Origin of the sequence: Kribbella sp. NPDC048915, assembly GCF_040649595.1 — a bacterium.
In the GTDB taxonomy this organism is placed as follows: Bacteria; Actinomycetota; Actinomycetes; order Propionibacteriales; family Kribbellaceae; genus Kribbella.
This window is the reverse complement of the sequence record NZ_JBEZFT010000003.1, coordinates 1-18921: the sequence shown is the minus strand read 5'-3', so window position 1 is coordinate 18921 and position 18921 is coordinate 1. Positions and strand designations below refer to the sequence as shown.

14 protein-coding genes are annotated in these 18921 nt (G+C 66.4%); 5 read left to right on the top strand and 9 right to left on the bottom strand.

Features of this window, described 5'->3' with window-relative positions:
* Nucleotides 1–758: 758 nt before the first annotated feature.
* The gene (locus AB0B82_RS02370) at nucleotides 759–1103 is read left to right on the top strand and encodes a universal stress protein (protein ID WP_360161586.1); all 345 of its coding nucleotides are present in this window, start codon (nucleotides 759–761) and stop codon (nucleotides 1101–1103) included.
* 317 nt (nucleotides 1104–1420) lie between these two features.
* Here the strand turns inward: AB0B82_RS02370 and AB0B82_RS02365 are convergent, their stop codons facing one another.
* Nucleotides 1421–1975 (bottom strand): hypothetical protein, encoded by a 555-nt coding sequence (locus AB0B82_RS02365; protein ID WP_360161584.1) that lies wholly within the window; start codon nucleotides 1973–1975, stop codon nucleotides 1421–1423.
* Nucleotides 1976–2003: 28 nt separating this feature from the next.
* Between AB0B82_RS02365 and AB0B82_RS02360 the strand changes: the two genes are divergently transcribed.
* Nucleotides 2004–2867 (top strand): tyrosine-type recombinase/integrase, encoded by an 864-nt coding sequence (locus tag AB0B82_RS02360; RefSeq protein WP_360161582.1) that lies wholly within the window; start codon nucleotides 2004–2006, stop codon nucleotides 2865–2867.
* A gap of 277 nt (nucleotides 2868–3144) precedes the next feature.
* On the opposite strand, the gene AB0B82_RS02355 is transcribed toward AB0B82_RS02360, so the two are convergent.
* The 3 genes from AB0B82_RS02355 to AB0B82_RS02345 form a co-directional block, all read right to left on the bottom strand.
* Nucleotides 3145–4206 (bottom strand): acyl-CoA desaturase, encoded by a 1062-nt coding sequence (locus tag AB0B82_RS02355; protein ID WP_360161580.1) that lies wholly within the window; start codon nucleotides 4204–4206, stop codon nucleotides 3145–3147.
* 72 nt (nucleotides 4207–4278) lie between these two features.
* A complete protein-coding gene (locus AB0B82_RS02350; protein ID WP_360161578.1) occupies nucleotides 4279–4836 on the bottom strand; it encodes a DUF5994 family protein in 558 nt (185 codons plus the stop codon).
* A 9-nt stretch (nucleotides 4837–4845) separates the two neighbouring features.
* On the bottom strand, nucleotides 4846–5196 hold the full coding sequence (locus AB0B82_RS02345; protein ID WP_360161576.1) for a lipopolysaccharide assembly protein LapA domain-containing protein: 351 nt from the start codon (nucleotides 5194–5196) through the stop codon (nucleotides 4846–4848).
* A 265-nt stretch (nucleotides 5197–5461) separates the two neighbouring features.
* Between AB0B82_RS02345 and AB0B82_RS02340 the strand changes: the two genes are divergently transcribed.
* Nucleotides 5462–5755 carry a hypothetical protein gene (locus tag AB0B82_RS02340; protein WP_360161574.1) on the top strand — a complete coding sequence of 98 codons (294 nt, stop codon included), beginning with the start codon at nucleotides 5462–5464 and terminating at the stop codon, nucleotides 5753–5755.
* Nucleotides 5756–6103: 348 nt separating this feature from the next.
* Complete coding sequence (locus AB0B82_RS02335) at nucleotides 6104–6376, top strand: hypothetical protein (RefSeq protein WP_360161572.1); 273 nt, start codon at nucleotides 6104–6106, stop codon at nucleotides 6374–6376.
* A 938-nt stretch (nucleotides 6377–7314) separates the two neighbouring features.
* Here AB0B82_RS02335 and AB0B82_RS02330 read toward each other — a convergent pair.
* Nucleotides 7315–7647 (bottom strand): hypothetical protein, encoded by a 333-nt coding sequence (locus tag AB0B82_RS02330; RefSeq protein WP_360161570.1) that lies wholly within the window; start codon nucleotides 7645–7647, stop codon nucleotides 7315–7317.
* Between the two features lie 43 nt (nucleotides 7648–7690).
* On the opposite strand from AB0B82_RS02330, the gene AB0B82_RS02325 reads away from it, so the two are divergent.
* Nucleotides 7691–7915 (top strand): hypothetical protein, encoded by a 225-nt coding sequence (locus tag AB0B82_RS02325; RefSeq protein ID WP_360161568.1) that lies wholly within the window; start codon nucleotides 7691–7693, stop codon nucleotides 7913–7915.
* Nucleotides 7916–8990: 1075 nt separating this feature from the next.
* Here the strand turns inward: AB0B82_RS02325 and AB0B82_RS02320 are convergent.
* The 4 genes from AB0B82_RS02320 to AB0B82_RS02305 form a co-directional block, all read right to left on the bottom strand.
* Nucleotides 8991–9392, bottom strand: coding sequence for a hypothetical protein (locus tag AB0B82_RS02320; protein WP_360161566.1), 402 nt, complete (start codon nucleotides 9390–9392; stop codon nucleotides 8991–8993).
* A 592-nt stretch (nucleotides 9393–9984) separates the two neighbouring features.
* Nucleotides 9985–10440 carry a hypothetical protein gene (locus AB0B82_RS02315; protein WP_360161564.1) on the bottom strand — a complete coding sequence of 152 codons (456 nt, stop codon included), beginning with the start codon at nucleotides 10438–10440 and terminating at the stop codon, nucleotides 9985–9987.
* A gap of 16 nt (nucleotides 10441–10456) precedes the next feature.
* Nucleotides 10457–17056 (bottom strand): RHS repeat-associated core domain-containing protein, encoded by a 6600-nt coding sequence (locus AB0B82_RS02310; protein WP_360161562.1) that lies wholly within the window; start codon nucleotides 17054–17056, stop codon nucleotides 10457–10459.
* 226 nt (nucleotides 17057–17282) lie between these two features.
* Nucleotides 17283–18689: a hypothetical protein gene (locus AB0B82_RS02305; RefSeq protein WP_360161560.1), complete on the bottom strand. Its 1407-nt coding sequence runs from the start codon at nucleotides 18687–18689 to the stop codon at nucleotides 17283–17285.
* Nucleotides 18690–18921 lie beyond the last annotated feature (232 nt).

The following is an 18921-nucleotide window of genomic DNA, read 5'->3' as shown; positions in this document are numbered from 1 at the left end:
GCGTGAGCCAGTATGAGGCTGACGTACCGAACGCCATCGCAGCTTGGCCGGCGGACGTCGTTGCCGTTGCCGCCGCCGAAGTCCTGCGAGGTGTCGCTGCTCGGACCGGTCGGATTGAACGTGGCGGATACGCACAGACCAGACCTCATCAACAATGCCGGTGATGAGGTCTGGTCGGCCTTCGCGACGTTCGCGCCCTAGGCATTCGACGCGACCGCCTGGGACATCACCCGACACGACATCGTCCCGCTCGCCGACAAAGGGAAAACAGGCTCTTGTGACCACCCCGTGGGTGGGTCCGGATCCGGGTGACCGAGTCGGCGCCCACGCCGGTCGACCGCGCGCGTCCCCGCGCGGTGGGTTGACCCATCGTGTTGTGGGTTCCTGACCCGTGTGAAGGGTTTGGAACCCACAACACCGTGGGTGAACCCACCGTGGGGCGGAAACCCGGAAACCCTACGGCCACACCGCATCACGACCCCACCTGTCCGCGATCACCAGTCCGCACGAGTTCCTCGGAGGCATCCGCCGAGGTCTCCGGGGAGCTGGCCGCGACATCGAGGAGGCGCTTCAGACCTGACCTGCACCCTTACCTCGCAACTCGGCCACCCCGCCCACCTGCTCGCGGAGGCCTCCGCGGCCGCAGACGCCGTCGTGGTCGGCCGGCGCGGGCTCGGCGGCGTCGGCGTCGACGGGTCGGAGTTCAGCACCAACGCACTGCGCTACGCCGTCGCCGGGGCGCCGTACGCAAGACCTCGGTGCGAGCCGTTGCCGCGTACGACGCTCTGCACCCAGCGTTCCGCGACGACCCCGAGCTCCTCGCGCGGATGGGATCGGACGTCGAGGCGGAGGCTGCCGCGGCCATCATCCGCGCGCTCGACCAGGCGACCAAGACGAACCCCGCCCCAGTCAGTGTCGACCACGTCGCGGTGGAGGGGCCCGCGGCTGAAGCGATCCTGGGCCACGCCGAGGACGCACAACTGATCGTCGTCGGCACCCACGGCAAGGGCCTGGTCCGCCGGATCCTGCTCGGGTCGGTGAGCCGGCGAGTCCTCAACGACGCCACCCGGCCCGTTGCCGTCGTAGATCTACCAGAAACCTGACCCGCGCCGGACAGACAGAACCCCAGGTCATCAGTGTTCTGACCTGGGGTTTCTTGGTGCTCTGGTGGAGCCGCCTGTCGGAATCGAACCGACGACCTTCTCATTACGAGGAGGAACGTCACCGCCTCATCCAGCCTCTACCAGCGCTTTTGTTTGCGTACGGCTTGCACCACGCCCCGCCGATCACCAGCGATTAACACCATTTCGCACCACGACCGGCACCACGAGGCCGAGGCCTGCGCGGGCGAAGCATGGTCAGCGGGCAAGCCCGCCGGGTCGTCGCGTCCGTGGGCGCGCCACGACTGGTCGCCCGCCTGCTACGTGTCCAGAAAGTCCCATTCGCTGCCCAAGACCCACCGCAGAGCAGACAGCTTGCCGTGAAGCATGCCCAGTTCGAAATCGCTGTACGGGCCGAGCTGTCCGGGCTCGTGATAAGTCACCTCGACCCGTCTCCGCCCTGGGCCTGCGATCGCGAGAAGACGGTCGATCCCTTCTCCGTCGCCGGCATCCTCGAGCCGATACTCGTGTTGCAGCGACCGGTGGTACCAGACCCGGTCGTAGAACTCTTGCTCCGCAGCTGTGATCTCGGCGAGCTTCCGAGGTTCCTCCTCAAAATATGTCTCCTCGTAGAGCTCCTCTATCTCACTGCCGAAATGGTCCAGGAGTACGGCATCCAGCCCATCAACACCCAGACCGTAGTTCGAGCCATCCACCGCGAACAGGCTAGCGATGTCCGGGTGAGGTTCTCGCTTGTCCCCGTTCGGTAGTGAGAAGTCCTCACTGTTAGAAGTTACGAAAGCGTGTGGTTCTTGGCCGAGATCGACTTCACTGGCCGCGGTCGAGTACAGCTCGACGAGGAGAGCATCGGCCACGCTGTTGCGGGAGCTGACCCAACTGTCCATGCGCCATTACACAGCCGCCTCCACCGGCACGCTCGTGCCCTTGCTGCACATCGTGCCCAGCAAGACCGACATCGAACGGTTGATACCGATGACGCCAGAACTGGTGACCGTGCTGGTCGCGGTTCAGCGCCGCGCCAAGGACAACAGCGGCCGGATCCCGCTGTCAGTCCGCTACGACCCACACGAAAAGGTGCACGGCGAACCGTTCCCGCACCTGTTCGTCCGCCGGATCGGCACCCGGAACGAGGTCTTGTCGCCCTCGGTGGCCCGACGGCTCATCATCGACGTCGCGGTCTCGGCCGGGCTGCGCGACGCCGGCGAGCCGATCCACTTCACGCCTCACGACTTCCGGCGTCTATTCACCACCGAGATGGTGTCCACCGGGCTGCCGCTGCACATCGCCGCGACCCTGCTCGGGCACCTCAACCTCGACACCACCCGCGGCTACACCGCTGTCTTCCCCGAAGAAGTCATCGCCGCACACCAGCACTTCATCGAACGTCGCCGAGCCACCCGCCCGGGCGGCGAGCTGCGGACCGCGACCGGCGAGGAGTGGGCCGAGTTCGAGAACCACTTCCTGCTGCGCAAGGTCGCCCTCGGCGACTGCCACCGCCCCTACGGCACCCCCTGCGTCCACGAACACGCCTGCGTGAAGTGCCGGTTCCTGCGAGTCGACCGAGCCCAGCTGCACCGCATCGAGGAGATGACCGCCAACACCGAAGCCCGTCTTGCAGAGGCGAAGGATCGTGCCTGGCTCGGTGAGGTCGCGGCGCTGGAAGAGTCGCTGATTCACTTGCGGCAACGCTGCTCCGACGCTGAGCAGCAACGCCGCGCCCGCACAGCAGACTTCACTTCATGCTGACAGATCGGGCGGCGGTCTCGCCGACGCCCGGTTCCAGGTTGCACCTCACTGCCGAGTCGCGATCTGTCATGCCAGCCCCAGACTGGAATCTCGAGCGAATCGCCCATCTCATCAAAGCTGTCTGGCCGACCCTCGAGGCCGGCCGCGAGAGAGGACTCCGTGACACCGACCGCGACACCACATCGGACGGCCCCCGATTCAGCCGATACCCTGCAACACTCCTCCGCTGGCGCGGCTTGCGCAGCTGGGCAGAGAGCTTCGGCGGTGGGGTCTTTCGTTATCTGGTGGCGATTTTGCGTGCGTTGCGCAGGTCGGCTCCGACGTCACGGAGGTGACGGATCACCGTCCGGTATGACGTGAACGCGGAGGCCTCCGCATATGGCACCCGGTGCAAGGCGCAGAAGCTCCGGACGACGGGCTGCGCCTTGCGGAGGTTGGGCCGCGGCATGCTCGGGAACAGGTGGTGCTCGATCTGGTAGTTCAGCCCGCCAAGCACGAAGTCGACGAACGGACCGCCCCGGACGTTGCGGGACGTGAGCACCTGCCTCAGCAACGGGTCGGCGGTCTGCGCGGCGGTCAGGGTGGGCATGCCCTTGTGGTTCGGGGCGAACGAGCAGCCGAGATAGACACCGAGCAGCCCTTGGTGGATGACGAGAAACACGATCGCCTGCAGCCACGTCGTCGTGGTGATCAGCAAGGCGGTATAGCCACCGAAGTGGACGCCGAGCAGGGCGAGCTCCAAGGTCCTCCCACGGATGCCGGGCTTCAGCAATGCGCGGACGCTGGAGACATGCAGGTTGAGTGCCTCGAGCAACAGGAGAGGAAAGAACAGCGCGGCCTGATGGCGCGTCAGCCAGGCCGCCGCGCCCGTCCGCGGGGCTGCCTGGGCCGCGTCGAACACGAGAATGCCGGGCAGCACGTCCGGATCGGCCTCGAGGTCGTTCGGGTGGGCGTGGTGGGCGTTGTGCTTGTCGATCCACCAGCCGTAGCTGAGTCCGTTCAGCAGGTTTGCGTTCAGCAGGCCGAGCAGCCTGGTCGGTACACGTCTGCGGGCGACCTGGTGGTGGCCGGCGTCGTGGCCGAAGAAGCCGATCTGCGCGGACACGATCGCTAGCGCGACCGCAAGCAGCATGACCCACCAGGAGTCGCGCAGGAACGCCATCGCGGTGACAACGCCGCCGAGGGTCATCAGGTTGGCGATCAGCACGATGGTGTAGAAGCCTGGCCGGCGTCGTTGGAGGCCCAGACGCCGGATCTCCCGGGCCAGATCGGCGTAGCCGCTGGTCGCCGGGATCCCAGCGGTACTTCGAGCGCTGGTACTGCGCACGTTCGTGGACATCTCGTGCTCCCTTGCCAGGTTCTCGCCGCCGGCTCGGGCCAGGCTTGGCCCGTGCTGCTTCGACCCGTGTCGTCAGGCCGTCTTCTCGTCGAGGGCAGCGTGGGGCGGGGCGGCGAGGTGGCCGCCGTCGGTCTCCCAGGCGGCCTCGGTGGACGGCTCGGCTGGCGACTCACTCGACGACTCGGAGCCGTCCGCTGCCACCAGGTCTTGCGCATGAGTCCGGTTGCCGATCTCGGCGGCAAGCGTCAACGCAGTAGCGGCCACAGCTGCTGTGGTCCCTGGCGGAATGACGCCCAGGTCGACACGGGCACCCGCCCTGCCTGCCAGGGCGATCAGCAATCCAGGCGGCTGACTGGCGAAGAATCCCAGGTGCACGACTCGCCCGTCGACGGCCAGACGGCGCGGATGGCTGTCCCAGTCGCCGCGGAACAGCATGATCCGGGTGATCGGCCCACGCAGGGCATCGATGGCCAGGACCAGGCCTGGGATCTCGGCGACCGGGTCTGTCGAGCGCGGCCACCAGCCGCCGTCCAGGAGCCCTTTCGATCCGCCGGGTCGCAGTCGCAGCCGTGGCGTCGACGGTGCGGAGGCGGACATGACTGTTCTGCCGTCGCGGGCAATGAGCGTCATCGCGACGCCTCAGTCCTTGCCGCGGCGGCGCACCAGGCGACGCAGCTGGGTCATCCGGGCAGCGCCGATTGTCGTGGCCAGCACGGCGGCGGCGACGCCGGCGATGAACAACGCGAGCGCGAGCGGCACGGAGCCGTTCAGCCACAAGAAGTTGACCGCGACACTGCCGGTGTTCTGCAGCATGAACACGATCAAGACAACGAAACTGAGCACGGTGACGCAGATCCCGAGCCAGGCTCCGCTGAGCCTGGTGCGCGGCGCGCGAGCCGGCAACGGTGTCACGAGTTCGTCGACCGCCGACGGCGGCGTGCCTGACGCCGCGGGTTTGGGCGCGTGTCGAGTGCGATGAAGTACCGACATGACATCTCCTACCAGAGAGCCGGTGTGGCTGGCAGCCTCAAGATGGGATGTCGTCGATTCCGGAACTACACCCCACCGTACACCGGTTCCGACCAGAACGCCCCTCGCGGCACCTCGAAGCCGCAATCCGGAGCCGCACCAGGATCGCGACAGCGATCGGCATCCTCATCGAGCTTCACATGCTGAGGCCCCGAAGAACCTGGTCGAGTTGGCTGACGCGGCGAGATGGTGGCGACCCGGGCTTTGGCTGTGTCACGCTGCAGGTATGTCCAGCCATGTCATCCGAGACCACGACGGCGTCCGGGAGTCCGATGCACCGCCCACAGGTGTTCAGGTCGCTGCCACGTTGGACGTAACCACGGTCGACGGGCGCCGCGTTACCTTCCACGTTGTCGAAGGGCTGGGCGAACTGCGATACATGGTCGGGCTCGGTGCGGCGCTGCACATTCTCGCCGGTGAACAGGTCATCCAGACGTTCGGACCGGTCTACTGGGCCACCGTCAGCGGCGACGCGGTGCAGGCCAAGGACGCCGAAGGCTACTGGCCGAGCAGGACATAGAGCCACCCAGCGGTCGACGTGGCCTACCTTCAGTCACAACTGCAACCACCCGCGTGGTCCCCCGGCGGACAACACATCGTCAGCATGCGCCGCCGGCACCGCCCAGCGAGGTTGGTGCGGAGAAGGACCTGGCTTCGGCCAGATCATGGGTCTTCCGAGCACCGCGCTCCACGTCGTCGCGTTGGCGGCCTGGGGCGAGTGTGGGGTCGCGACTCCGCATCCGCAGCAGGAGCCGAAACCACGATCCACGATGTCGCGAGCCGAGCAGGTACACTGTGAAGGACTCCGGAGCGATGGCATTCCAAGTGGCATGTCGGGAACCCCCGCAGCCCCACGAGGCGATGCCCGATGTCCGTCCAACACTTCCCTATCCCCGGCGGCGCATCTCGCCGCTTTGCCACGGATCATGATCTCCTCGACCTGTTCGCCGAGATCATGTCCGCTCGCGCAGCCGATCGGCAGGCGCGAGAACAGCGACGTCCGGACGCCCCCTCGCGCATCAACGCCAATCGCCTCGCCTTGTCACTCGGTGCCTACGCCAAAGCGCTGGAGCAGAACCGGCTCCCCGTGCCCCGGGTGATTCGCGACGAGCTCCGCCTGCGCAGTGGGTTGCCGTCATGAACGGCATGGAACAAGTCCGGACCCTGCACGCCCACGCGGATTGGACGCTGCGGACCTTACCGCTCCCCGGACACGTGATGGTCCTGACTGCAACAGGTTGGCGCCGAGGCTGGCTGGTCGCTCGCGACAACGGCCAAGCCGGCTGGAGCGGGCTCGTGCAGTACGAGCTCGGCGACACGGAGATCACCGAGTACCTAGCGGCCGACCACATTGCTTCACCGGACCTCTGGCTCACAAGTGAGCCGACATCGGATCAACAACGAGGTCTGCCTAATGGCACCCGCAGTTGACCTCGGACAGAACTCGATCAGGGGCGCTGATCGGCACGGCGGCGAGAATCGCCCCGAGCAGCGGCAACGATTTCGCGCCGCTGCAACGCCAGATCAGGAACACCGGGGCTCCTCAAGCGGCGGCACGGGCGGTATGTGAGAGCCGCTGGGAGCACCGGAGAACCAGATACGCACTTCTCGCAAGGTGCACGCTCAACTCCTCGTCGACGGGCTCATGGGTGACCTGAACTACCAGACCGAACACACCACCTCTTCTCCGAACCTAGGATGACAGTCCGGAAGCACTGCGATCACTGAACCGGCCGTATCTCAGCAGGGCTCCTCCGCGATCCCTCCCGCGCCGCACCAAGTCACCCTGCCCAGCCAGGTGCAAGCTTTTGTCAACTCATGGACTCGCGGACTCGGCCTCCCTACAAAACGGACCCAAAGTCAGTGGCCCGATTTCCTGTCGATGTCATTCGGGGCTGCCGGGGCTCGGCGCGGCGAGATTGCACGTCCGTCGCGCAACGCTCAGGCATACGCAGGTTTCAGACCGAGCCGGATCGTCCAGCCTGCTTGACGAGTTCAGTGAAGGCTCTAGTTGACTGAACTCCTCTGATCGCCAGTTGGCGCTTCAGTGGGTGTCGGGAGAGGGTGTGGCGTCATCTCCTACGCCGTCGTGCGGAGACTCCTGAATGAGCTCGCAGCCGACGTCGGCATGGCCGGGGCCGGGCAGCCGAGCCGGTTCACGCCGGACGGCTTCCGGCGGCTGTTCACCACCGAACGGTCTCCAGCGGCCTGCCGCTGCACATCGCCGCCACCTCGCTCGGCCATCTGAACCTCGACACGACGCGCGGTTACACGGCCGTGTTCCCCGAGGAGGTGATCGCCGCGCACCAGTTCTTCATCGAGCGGCGCCGCACCCTGCGGCCGTTCGGGGAGACGCGGACGGCTTCCGGCGAGGAATGGGACGAATTCGAGCAGCACTTCCTGCTTGCGCAAGGTCGCCCTGGGGGACTGCCAGCGGCCCTACGGGACGCAGTGCGTGCATGAGCACGCGTGCAGCCGGTGCCGGTTCCTGCGCGTCGACCCCGCCCAGCTGCCTCGCATCCAGGAGATGACCGGCAACGCCGAGGAGCGCCTGGCCGAGGCACAAGACCGCGCCTGGCTCGGGGAGGTCGCGGCACTGGAAGAGTCGCTGAAGCACCTGCGGCAGCGGCACGTCGAGGCCGAGAACCAGCTGTCCATCGGAATCGACCATCTCAGCTGATCAAACTCCAGGAGAATGTCGACATCGTCGACGGTGAGATCAAGCGCGGCGCCGGATCAGCTGCAATAGGTGCCGATCGCAGCCCACCGGCAGAGCTACTGACGCGCATGCCCGGCCGAGTGGGATCTTCCCGAATCGACGAAATGGGTAGTCATCCCTTCACTTCGATGCCCGGTCGTGATAGTCAGAGGCTGCGTGCCGTATTCGGAAGGGCCGCCAAAGGGTCGACGGCGGCGAGCTATCGCGCGCACGCGGCTGGGGAGGCTATCTGGTCCGGCGTGACGTGGAGGGCCCTTCGGTCAGCGGATTCGTCTCGGAGCCGTGACTGTCGTCCACTTCGGCCACCGCGGATCGATACAGCCGTCGCCACACCGGCAGAAGGTTGCCAGATCTCATGACGCGTTCCGATCCGGCGGGTGAATGCCCGTGCCTGTTCACATTTCACTGTTTTCGTCCGGCTGGAGGGAGCCCGGCGAGGGTCAAGGTTTTCGCCTGCCGCGCGCACAGAATGGCGCGACGTGCGGCAGGCGGGAGCTCTGGCAGCGACGTGGAAAGCATCAGCAGCTGGACCGGCCCGCCACCATTGCCGGGTCACAACCGTCGAAGAGTTCTTCGGGAACAACAGCCTCGGCCTGGCGATTTTCGAGCGACCGCGGTCTTTGCTGAAAGAACCGATCGAGGTGCGGGTGGCGAAGAGCCAGGTCACGTTCTGGCGCCGGCGCGGTTTAGCCTATCTCTGGAAGCCTGGCCGATATCGCCGCGCCCCGACCGCCGAAGTCGTGCTGTCAATCGCTCTCGGCAGGCACGACCCCTCACCTCACTTCAAAGAAGTCTCCCACCCCACGCCCCGGCACTGAATACACCATCTGGAAATGCACAGCCTCGACGCCATCGACGATATCGACGACGAGGTGACCAGCTGGCTCACCGAGGCCGCCGATCGTGCAAGCTGAGCGATGCACCCTGCCCGACCTCTCCAACCTCGCCTCAAAGCCCGGGCGGCTCAGGTTTCCCCGGCCAGCTGAGACCGGGCAGCCGAACCAGGCCGCCTGCTGGAGGTCTTTCGTCACAACCCCTAGTCTTCGAGCTCGGACCTCTCCTGGATCATCCGGGTCAGTTCGCGGCGGTCATCAGCGCCCGCGGTCCGGTCATCCTTCGAAGCCAGCCGATCCATAGCGGACAACCGTCTTGCCTTGAGCCCGGGGCCGTAGTCAGCGTCATGAAGAAACGAGTCCAGACTTGCAGCCTGGTCACGCTCGTCGGCGGCCGCGTCGCGATCGTCAGCCTGCCTGTCCCGCTCGTCGGCAGCCTCAAGGATGGCCTCAATCTCCTGGTCGAGTCCCACGCGCGCTGACTCACCAGCCTCGACCGCGAGTTTGCGCGCGCCTAACGCTGTCTGTCTCGAGTCAGCCTCGTCGCCGTTGGCAGCTCCGCCTGGACCCCCGACCCGAATCGAGGGTGTGGGTAGCTTGTCCATCGGACTCCCTCTCAGCGGCAGTGTGCACTACCTGCAAGCCACGAGCTCGCTGCTCACGGTCATCGCAATCGCGCACTGCACTCCGAGCCTACGCCCCGAGCCGCGAACAGGCACAGGCCCCGCGATCTCGTCACCAGCAGCTCGACGGCTGACGCGATCTCAACGGCTCAACCGGCACAGCACGGGCGCCCAAATAGACCGACCAGAACCCACTACCTGCCCCTCCCGTCGCAGCGCCGCCTTGACTAGTTCAGTGAAGGTAGCCGTCCCATTTCACTTCGTAGCGTGATCCACCGGGTAGGGCATGCGGGCCGGGGATCTCATTCGCTGACTTCGCCAGGGCGACCTCGACTGGCCCGCCCAGATCGGCCGGGACATGCGGAGGCGGCGTCTCACGGGGTGGTCTGGCCGGCGTCACTGTCTCGCCTGTTCTCGCGCGGGCGGAAGGGCGGCCAGGCCACGATGATCACTCGCCGTACCGTGAGCCGGGTGTCACGATGTGGGCAGAACCGGTGGACTGGCAACCAGTGCATATTCGAAGTCTGCGGTATTCCATCGCCCAGGGACCTGTCGGCCAAACGAGCCCCCAGCACTAGCCTGGGTTTTCGCAGTTGGCCTGCGCGTCGATCTCGTCGGCCGACATCACGCTCCCGTTGACGTCGTACTGGCCGGGAGGTAGCGGCGACGAGATGGTGTCAGGAGCGATAAAGCTCCCGCCGTAATTGCGAATCGACCCCTCGACATCCACTCCGAAAGACGCGCCGGTCTCGTAGCGAAACGTTCCGGTGCTCGCGGTCCAGCCTGAGGCGTCGAGGACCACCAGGTGCTGACGTGGATCTCGGACCTGAGTACCACGCCATTCAACGTGTCCATCGCCCTTGTCGTCGATGCGCCGAACCTCCGCGCTATTGACTCTCTCCCCCGCACACAACGGAATGTAGATGCTGACGATCCCGTTATCGACGCGGTATCCGTTGGCCGGAAGTTCGGGATCGCCTGGTAGTAGACCACAGCCGCTCGACAGAGCCACAAGGCACGAAAGAATCACAGCAGCACGCAGCGTGCTAGCACCGCGTGTAGCCACCGTCACGCAGATTCGCCTGCCTCTCCCATGGGTTCCGACAAGGATTTCTCACGCCACCGAGGAAGTAGAGCAGTCCGAACTTGAACCCGTAACGGTTCCACTGCCTGCGGTGGACCCTCTCGTGCCGCATTCTGTCCGCTGAAACGTACTCTCGGTTCCAGCCCGTCAGGTAGACGTGTCCGTAAGTCGTTCCGCCTCGACCGTACAGCCTCAATCCGCCCCGGCAGGTCATCATCCGCTCGATGTAGCGGCATCGTGATCCCGTCGCTCGGGCCGCGCCGTACATCGTCCAGCCGACGATATGGGAACGCGTGTACGCGTCTGCCCGCTGCGCACCGCGCCACGCGCTTGAGCCCCACCGGCGAGCCTTCTTCTTCCATTCCTTCTTCTTCTTCCACCAGTTGAACCGACCATCAAGGTCGACCTTGTTGATCGGATCACACGGGTAGGTGTATGCGTTGGCGTTTCCACCGCTCATCGGATCGATCGAGGTGAACAAGCCTGTTCCAGAGTTGTACAGCCTGACTCCCATGAGTGCGAGGCCGGCACCGCTGACGGCGCGCTGCTTGGCGCCGAGCCACCCGTAGGCGATGACTCCCGTGTCGGCGGTCGTTCCTGCGGCGTTGCCGTACTCGTCGTAGTTGTTCCAGCCGGTGACGCCTGCTGCTGCGCCGCCCGTTGGAAGCTCGACAGTGGTGACGACGTCGCCGTGCGGGTTGGCGACGGTCAGGACTGCTGCGCCGGTCTGGTCGACCGTCAAGGCGAGGTCGCTGCCGATGAGCTCCGCGTAGCGCTGGGTAGTGGTGCCTCGGGTGGCCCAGGTCGGGTTGTCGCCGGCGTCTGTGTAGTGCCGGACAGTGTTGGTTGAGCCGGACGCGTTGGCAACAGTCTCGGTGGCTCGGCGGTCAAGCGCGTCGAGGGTGAAGCTGGTGGTGGTACCGCCTTGGGTGATCGAGCGTGCAAGGTCGTTGTCGTAGTAGGTGAGGGCAACGTCGCCGCCGCTTGGGTACGCGGCGTCCGCGGCTGGGAGGCTCGTCGTACGACCGAGCGCGTCGTAGGTGTAGGTACCGACTCCGTTGGCACCGGTGATGGGCCGGTCGGCGGTGTCGAAGGCCCGGGTCACGGTGGCCGCGTTGGTGGTGCTGCACGATCCGTCGGCCAAAGCTGGCGCTGTGGACTTGGTGAGGCGGTTGTCGTTGCCGTCGAAGCCGTACGTCCGGGTGACGCATGCTGGTGCCTGGGCGGGATCTGTGACGTCGACACCGGTGTTGGCGGCGGTGCGGTCGTTGACCTGGGTGAGGCGGCCGGCGTTGTCGTAGCTGTAGCGCCGGTCATACGGGATGGCTCCGCCGTTGGCTGTGGTGAAGGCGTTGCCGTCGGGGGTCCATTCATGGGTGACCCGGCCGGTGGTGTCGTTCTCGAGGGACCAGGACAGCCAGGGCCCATTCGGGTCGACCGATGTGGATCCGTCGGGGTTGGTTGTGGTGACTTGGCCGGTGTAGCGCAGGCCGATCGGCTCGCCGGAGTTGTCGATGTCGTTGTGCCGGGTGATGCCGCCGGGAAGCTTCTGCACGGTCATGGAGCCGTCGGCGTCGTAGGCGCCAGTGGAGGTCCAGGTGGATCCTGCGGTTGTGACGTCGACCTTGGTGACCTGGCCGCGGCGTTCGGGTTTGCCGTTAGCGTCGGTGCCGTCGTAGGTGTAGGTCGTAGATCCGTTGGCGTCGGTGACGCTCGCGACGTCGCCGGCGGCGTTGTAGATCGTGGTCGTCGCCGTCTCACCGGAGGGCTGGTACGAGACTTGTCGGCCCCAGGTGTCGTAGCCGGTGGTGATGGTGCCCGCGACGGTGTCGTCGGCGTTCTTGGCGGTCACCAGGGTGGGTTGGCCGGTGGCGGTGTCGTAGGTGGTGGTCTTCTTGGTGTTCGGTGTAGACCCGGTCAGGCCTGTCACGGTGGTTGCTGTGGTGTCGGTGCGGCCGTCGGTGCGGTAGGTCGTGGTGGTGGTGCGGGTGACCGTGCCCGAGGTCTCGGTGATGGTCTTGGGAGACAGCAGGTAGTTGAACGCGGACGTGGTGGTCGACGGCAGGCTCGGCCCGGAGCTGGGCGCCGCGGCCGGGTAGGTCTTGCAGACCAGACCTGCCCACTGCGGCTTCGCACCGCACTCCGCGAACTGGGCGTTGGCGGCGGTGGTGTAGTAGACGGTCTTCGTGGTGCCGACATCGGCGCCGTTCGACTTGGGTTGGCGGGTTTCGATGGTGCGGCCTTCGGCGTCGTAGCGGGTGAGTTTGACGATGTCGCCGGTGCTGTTGGCGCCGTCGAGGTCGACGTCGGTGATGGTCTTGCCGGGCAAGCTACGGCTCCACCCGTCGGCATCACCCGTGACGGGCGCTGCGTAGTCGGTCAGGGTCTGACCCATGATCTCCAGGTCGGTGCCGGTCCCCGGGTCGTGCGCGTACGCGGTCTCGGCCGTGGCGAGCCGGTACGGCTGAGAAGTGTCGGGGTTGATGCCGGCGTTGGGCGCTCCTTGGTCAAAAGTCGTGTGCGTGTGCGGGCGCATCCAAGCAACAGTTCCGTTCTTCAACGCTGCCCATCGGGCGGGGCCGTAGGTGTCGGTCACCAGGGTGCCGGCCGGGGTGAGGACGGTGTCGCCGGTGGCGTTCTTGATGTCGGGGTTGTAGACGGTGACGGTGGCAAGTTGGTCGGCCGGGACGTTGTTGTCGATGACCTGCCGCAGGGCACGTTCGTCGAGTTCGCGGACGACGTTGCCTTGGTCGTTGTAGTCGGTGGCTGTCAGTTGCCAGTCACCGGCACCGTAGTTAGCGGTGTTGACGGTGTAGCCAGCAGCGTCGGTGTAGTGCAGCTCCGCGTACTGCCAGTCGTCTGCGGTTGGTGCGCCGGTGATGGGGTGGTCAGATCCGAAGACTGCGACCGCCTTGCTCGGGGCGGTTCTCTGGTCCCAGCGGGCCACGGAAGCCGCGGACAAGTCGGGCACGCCGGTGCCGGACAGCGGCACGTTGTCGTACACGTACTTGCCAAGGGTGGCGGTGCCACCGGTCGGGTCACCGGCTGGGCGGACACGGGTGACGGTATCGAGCTTCTCCCGCTGGTCGACCGTGACGTAGTTAAATTGGAAGGGCACCTGCCCAGCGGGCTTGATCGACGCGAGATGGTTCGATGCGTTGTATGTGTACTCGGTCGACAGCCCGGAACGGGGATCGGTGACCTTGGTCAACAGCGCGTTGGAATCGTAGGTGTACGTGGCGACGGGGATCGTGGTCATGCCTGGCCCGCCGCTCTTGTCGGGGTCGTAGATGTCGAGCGATGCCTGGCTCAGTCGCACCCGGGATGCGCCGATCGTGGTGTAGTCGAAGTGCAGGGCTCTGCATCCGGGGTTCAGCCCGGACAGCGGGCTGCCAGGCACGTACGCGCCGCAGGTGACGCCTGGAGCGGGCGGGGCGAGGATGCGGACGATGCGGCCGTTGCCGTCGTAGGAGAACGTCGTTTTCCCGGCGACGCCGGGCTCGGAGATGCCGTCCGCGCGGAACTGGGTCGCCGCGTTCGCGACCGGCGCGGCCGCCGGCTTCCACGTCGTGATCGTGCCGTCGGCTTGGATGTAGGACACGACTGTCGAGGTGCCGGTACCGGTGATGGTCAGTCTGGCGGCGTCGAGGCTGGTGTCCTCGTCGACGGGGACCCAGGCCCCGGTCTCGTACGCGGCCGTCATGCGGCGTTCGCCGGAGGGCGATTCGTAGATCAGGGTGGTGCCGTCGCCGTCGAGCAGCACGATGGTGCCGTCGATACGGGTTTGGTCGATGATCTGCATTCCCGCCGCGCCGGCGTCGGCGCCGTCGAACTGTGCGGTCCAGCCCTGCCCGAACGCGCCGTTGATCTGGTCGGTCGGGCTCTCGTACGTCATGTGGGACCGCGAGATCGACAGATCGCCGGTGTAGCCGGGGACGGAGACGTCGGTGGCAGAGGCGTTGAACTCACCGGTCCATAGCGCAACCTGCCCCGGACCTGCCTCTGAGGTGGGGAACCCGTTGCCGAACGCGTGCGGTACCCGCTGCACGGTGGTGCCTGGGGTCTGGGACCAGGTGCATTGGCTGGAGGAGGCGTAGGTGAAGCAGACCTGGATGTCGAGCTTCACCGGCACCCGGTCGTTCAAGGTAGTCGGCTGAATGTCAGCAAGATTCGGGTCGGAGTCCAGATGGGTGTCGACCTTGGCCTTCATCGTGTCCCACACCATGTTCACCGACACACCGGCGCTGCCGTTATCGGTCACCGGCAGCTCGGTCGCGTCCTCGGTCCAGCCGACCGTGTCGTAGGCGCTGCCGCCATACCCGGAGGTCCGCCACCTCACCTTGGCGATGACTGTCGCGGACTGGCCCTTCGGGGGACCGGCGGCGGTGATGCGGACCGTGTTCGCAGTTGTGATCCGCGGATCCGCGGTCGGCGACGTCATTGCTGACCCTCCCCACCCGAAGCTGTACGAGCTCGACGGTGATGGGTTGAGGGCGGGGGTGTCGGCGGTCGCGGTGATCCGGTGCAGGCCCGGCGTCTCCTTGCCGATCGTCACCGTTGTCCTGGCAACCGCGGGGTCGCTGGACGGGGTGATCTTGACCTGCCCGGGTGCGCCGCCGGTGAAGTTCGTCGCCACCGGCTCACCGTCCACGGTCAGCCGGATGTACCCAGGAGCGTTGTAGCCGGTGCCTGTCGCGGTCACCGTGCACTGCACATCAGCAGTTGGGCTCGTGTCTTGCCAGGAGTTGATCACGTACGGGCTCGGGCAGGAGATCACCGGCGCGGCCGGGGTCGCGGCGGCGATCCGCAGCCGGGTCTGGTAGCTCGTCCACGGCCCGTCCTTGCGGCCGTCGTTCGCCTTCGCCCGGATGTACAGCAACGTGTTGTCCGGTAGATCCGTCGCTGGGCGACAGCCCGCTGTCGTGCCCGAGGCGTACACCGAAGACGTACACGTGCCGACAACCGTGTTCGAGCCGGTCATGAACTCGAACACGTACTTCACCGTGTTGCCGTCGGCATCGGTCGCCTTGGTCCGGACCCATGGCCGCAAGCTCGGCGAGTACATGTACGACTCGGTGTCGCCCGGTGCCGCGTAGGCGACCGCTTCGGTCGTCTCGACCGTCGCGGGGGCGTTCGGCGGCCGGTTCCAGGTCAGCGAAATGTACGGATCGGCCGGGCCTTCGGAGGAGTAGAACCGCTTCCACGCGTTCGCGTCTGCCTCGTTGGCGGCCTTCAGCATCACCGCGACCGTGGCGTCGGTCTGGCCGGACCAGTACTGCGCCAGCCCGGTCATGTCCACATACACCCGGTCGGCCGGGCAGGCACTGGAGAAGCCCTTCGCCGCGGACACCGAGCCCCACACCGTGCTGCTCGTGACCGGCATGTTCGTCCACCGGGTCGCGGTCGACGCCGGCAGGGAGGCGTGCAGGTTCATCTGAGTGGCGGTGCAGGTGGTCGCGCCGTACTGCATCAGCGACAGGTTCGCCGCGATCACGTCCTTGCCGTGGAACGCCGAGCCCGCGAAGTTCAGGAACGACCGCTCGGTCGTGGTGCCGTTCTTTCCGACCCGCAGGTCCGTCGTGGTCGATAGGTCGTTCGGCCAGCCGGACTGCACGAACGTGTCGAACGTCGGCAGTACCGCAACGTTGGCGTACGTCGGGTCGACCGTCACCGGGAACACCCTCGCCGGATCCAGGAACCACTTCGCATCCGGAGCGATCACCAGCGTCACCCGACCCGCCGAGACCTGCTCCAGCGACATCGCCACCGGCGCGGTGTTCACTGGCATCTTCGTGTGCTCGTCGGCGACCGAATCCCACATCTGCCCGACCGGGATCCGCGAGCGGACCACGTTCTTGGCGTCAACGAACTCGATCGTGCCGTCATCGAGCTGCCGCGCGGTAAGGCCCTTGGTGCGCAGCGGGATCCGCCACACCGGCGCGGTATCGTCGACCGGGCGCTGCTTGACGACGAAGTCGACCTCGAAGCCCGACCGGCGCGTATCCAGCCGCAGATCCACACCCGGCTGCACCTCAGCGTAGATCGCCTTCGTCCCGTCCAGACTCGGGTCGGGCAGCTTCCACGGCGCCAGCCACTCCACCTGCCGGCCCGTCCCGGCCATCGCCGAGGCGAACACCCCGCCAGCCGCCGCGTTCTGCTTGCCCAACTGCAGACCGAACGGGTGGCCCAGCGGCACGACCGTGCCATCGGCGCTCTTGACCAGCTTCAGGTCGATCGACTGCCAGCCGCCACCCGCGGACTTGAACCGGATCGGCGCCGAGTGCGCCTCGGTGGTCATGGTCCCGTCCGGATTCGCCCAGGTCGTCGACGTCTCCGACCGCAGCGACTCGACCTCGACCTTCGAGCCCTGCGACCGCGCCGTCACGACCGCGGACACCAGATCCGGCCGCGAGTCCACCTTCGCCGTAGATGGCTTCGGGTCTGCCGCCGGCGCTGCGGCGGCCGGCTCTTGGGCCTCGAGTCCGGTCACCATCAACGCGAAGGACACGATAACCGCCACGAACCGCACGAACTGGACGCGGGCACGCCGAGCACGAGACATGACAATCCCCACCTAACGCCGACCCCAGGACAAGCACCGATGGCTAGTAGGCGAGTCACCGGGCCGGGTCGGCATCGGCTACATCGCTGGCGAGGTTCCGGGCGTTACCGGAACTGCAGCAAGCTGCAAGTTCGTACCGAACCGTTGACATGTGTCAGCCGAGTCAGGCTGTAGCGGCGGACGGGAGATCGCGGATACCGGCCGGACACTGCAGACAGGGAGTCTGCTAGTCGGGGGTAGCAGCCAGGTAATCGGTCCAGCTGACCTGGGCGTACTGTGCCCAGCGGTAGGCGGTTCTCGGTGAGATACCGAACAAGTCACTGACCACAATCGGTGGGAGATCGGCCACCGCTTCGAGCATCGCTGTATTGCGGGCGGTGATGATCGCGAGACCGTGCCGCCTCATGCTCGCCTGGAGCTGCCCTTCGCTGATGGGCCGGGTGGGCGGCCTGCCCGGCAAGAGGAACGCTGGTGCGCTGCCGTCCGGGGGGCGAAGGGACGGGATGGATACGGCTCGCTCGATCTGCCGCTCGATGAGTTCGGCGAGTCTGGGCGGTAGCAGGACGGGATTGTCGCCGATGGTGAGGTACGCGCTGCCGGTGTCGCGGTGGAAGCGTTCGATGGTCAGCTCGGCAAGCCAGCTGATGGGAAGGGCGTAGAGCCCGGTCAGCGTCCCTGCGATCCGTACCGCGAGGGGAAGTGTTTCGTCGTTGAGGCAGCGCTTCAGCTGTTGATGGTGCTGTTGTTCGCTCAGGAACCGCGACGGCAGTCCCGGTCGCCGCGCTGGTACGGTGATGACGCCAGTCAGGCGGCGAAGAGTGGTCCAGCGGAGGAAGGCGCCCGCGGAGCGGTGCAGGGTGGGATGTGTGGTGAGCCAGTGGTCGACATGCGCCTGGCTGACGCCGGCCAGGTCGAGCTGGTTGTTGTCGAGCCAGGCCAGGAACTTTGCGGCGGTGCGGATGTCGGCACGGTCGGCGGTGGCGGCCCGGGTGGTGTAGCGGCCTCGGGCAGCGCGGCGGCGGGCGTCTCGTACGATGCCCCACTCAGCAAACGGAGCGATGGAGGCTCGATGCTGATCCGGCAGTTGTTCGAGCATGTGGTGAAGCCAGAGCTCGAGGCGGGCGAGGTTCTCGTTGCGCGGCGGCAGGATGCCAGTGGCGACGAGCATCTCGCGCACATGGCGGGTCGTCCGGTCCTGCGGCAGGATGTCGAGTGAGCGATGGGTGATCTCGGCGGATTGAGAGGCGAGCCGGGCCAGGATCTTCGGGCCGCGGCTCTGGCTCAGCCAGCGCAGCAGCGTGATCGGAGGATCGAGCGCGATCAATCCGTCGGCGAGCGGACGCAGGGCCGCGGCTATGGTTCCGTCGTCTCGGCTGAGCAGATCTTGAACACGATCGGCGACGATGCAGCGGGTACACGCGCCGTCGGCGTAGGTGTCGCCGGGGAATCCGCAGCGGTTGCAGGCGAAGTCGATATCGACACCGCAGCAGGGTCCACATAGCTCCCCGTTCTGGTCGTCTGAGGATCCGACCAGGACCCGGACGACGTTGCACCGCACACAAGGCCGGGGCTGACGTTTGCGCCGCTGGTAGCAGGCGTCGCAGACCGGGCCGATCGGCCAGTTCGCCCGCACCCGCTGCTGACGGCCGCAGTCACCGCATGTCCGGTGTGGCCTCGGCTGGCAGCTGCGGCAATGGAACCTGCCAGCCCGTTCGCTGACGTGATGGCCAGGACGGCGCCGGCCGCAGACGGTGCACTCGTCAACGCGCCCTAGATGATTGATGCACGGGGATTGGTGTCCGGCGTGGATGCGTGACGGCACGGGCGAGGGTGTCCAGAATCGGCGCTGCTTACCCAAGTCTCGA

Excerpts from the sequence above, each read along its gene's own strand:
- AB0B82_RS02350 (WP_360161578.1), bottom strand. The coding sequence starts at position 4,836 with ATGACGCTCATTGCCCGCGACGGCAGAACAGTCATGTCCGCCTCCGCA.
- AB0B82_RS02345 (WP_360161576.1), bottom strand. The coding sequence starts at position 5,196 with ATGTCGGTACTTCATCGCACTCGACACGCGCCCAAACCCGCGGCGTCA.
- AB0B82_RS02335 (WP_360161572.1), top strand. The coding sequence starts at position 6,104 with ATGTCCGTCCAACACTTCCCTATCCCCGGCGGCGCATCTCGCCGCTTT.
- AB0B82_RS02360 (WP_360161582.1), top strand. The coding sequence starts at position 2,004 with ATGCGCCATTACACAGCCGCCTCCACCGGCACGCTCGTGCCCTTGCTG.
- AB0B82_RS02340 (WP_360161574.1), top strand. The coding sequence starts at position 5,462 with ATGTCCAGCCATGTCATCCGAGACCACGACGGCGTCCGGGAGTCCGAT.
- AB0B82_RS02320 (WP_360161566.1), bottom strand. The coding sequence starts at position 9,392 with ATGGACAAGCTACCCACACCCTCGATTCGGGTCGGGGGTCCAGGCGGA.
- AB0B82_RS02355 (WP_360161580.1), bottom strand. The coding sequence starts at position 4,206 with ATGTCCACGAACGTGCGCAGTACCAGCGCTCGAAGTACCGCTGGGATC.
- AB0B82_RS02310 (WP_360161562.1), bottom strand. The coding sequence starts at position 17,056 with ATGTCTCGTGCTCGGCGTGCCCGCGTCCAGTTCGTGCGGTTCGTGGCG.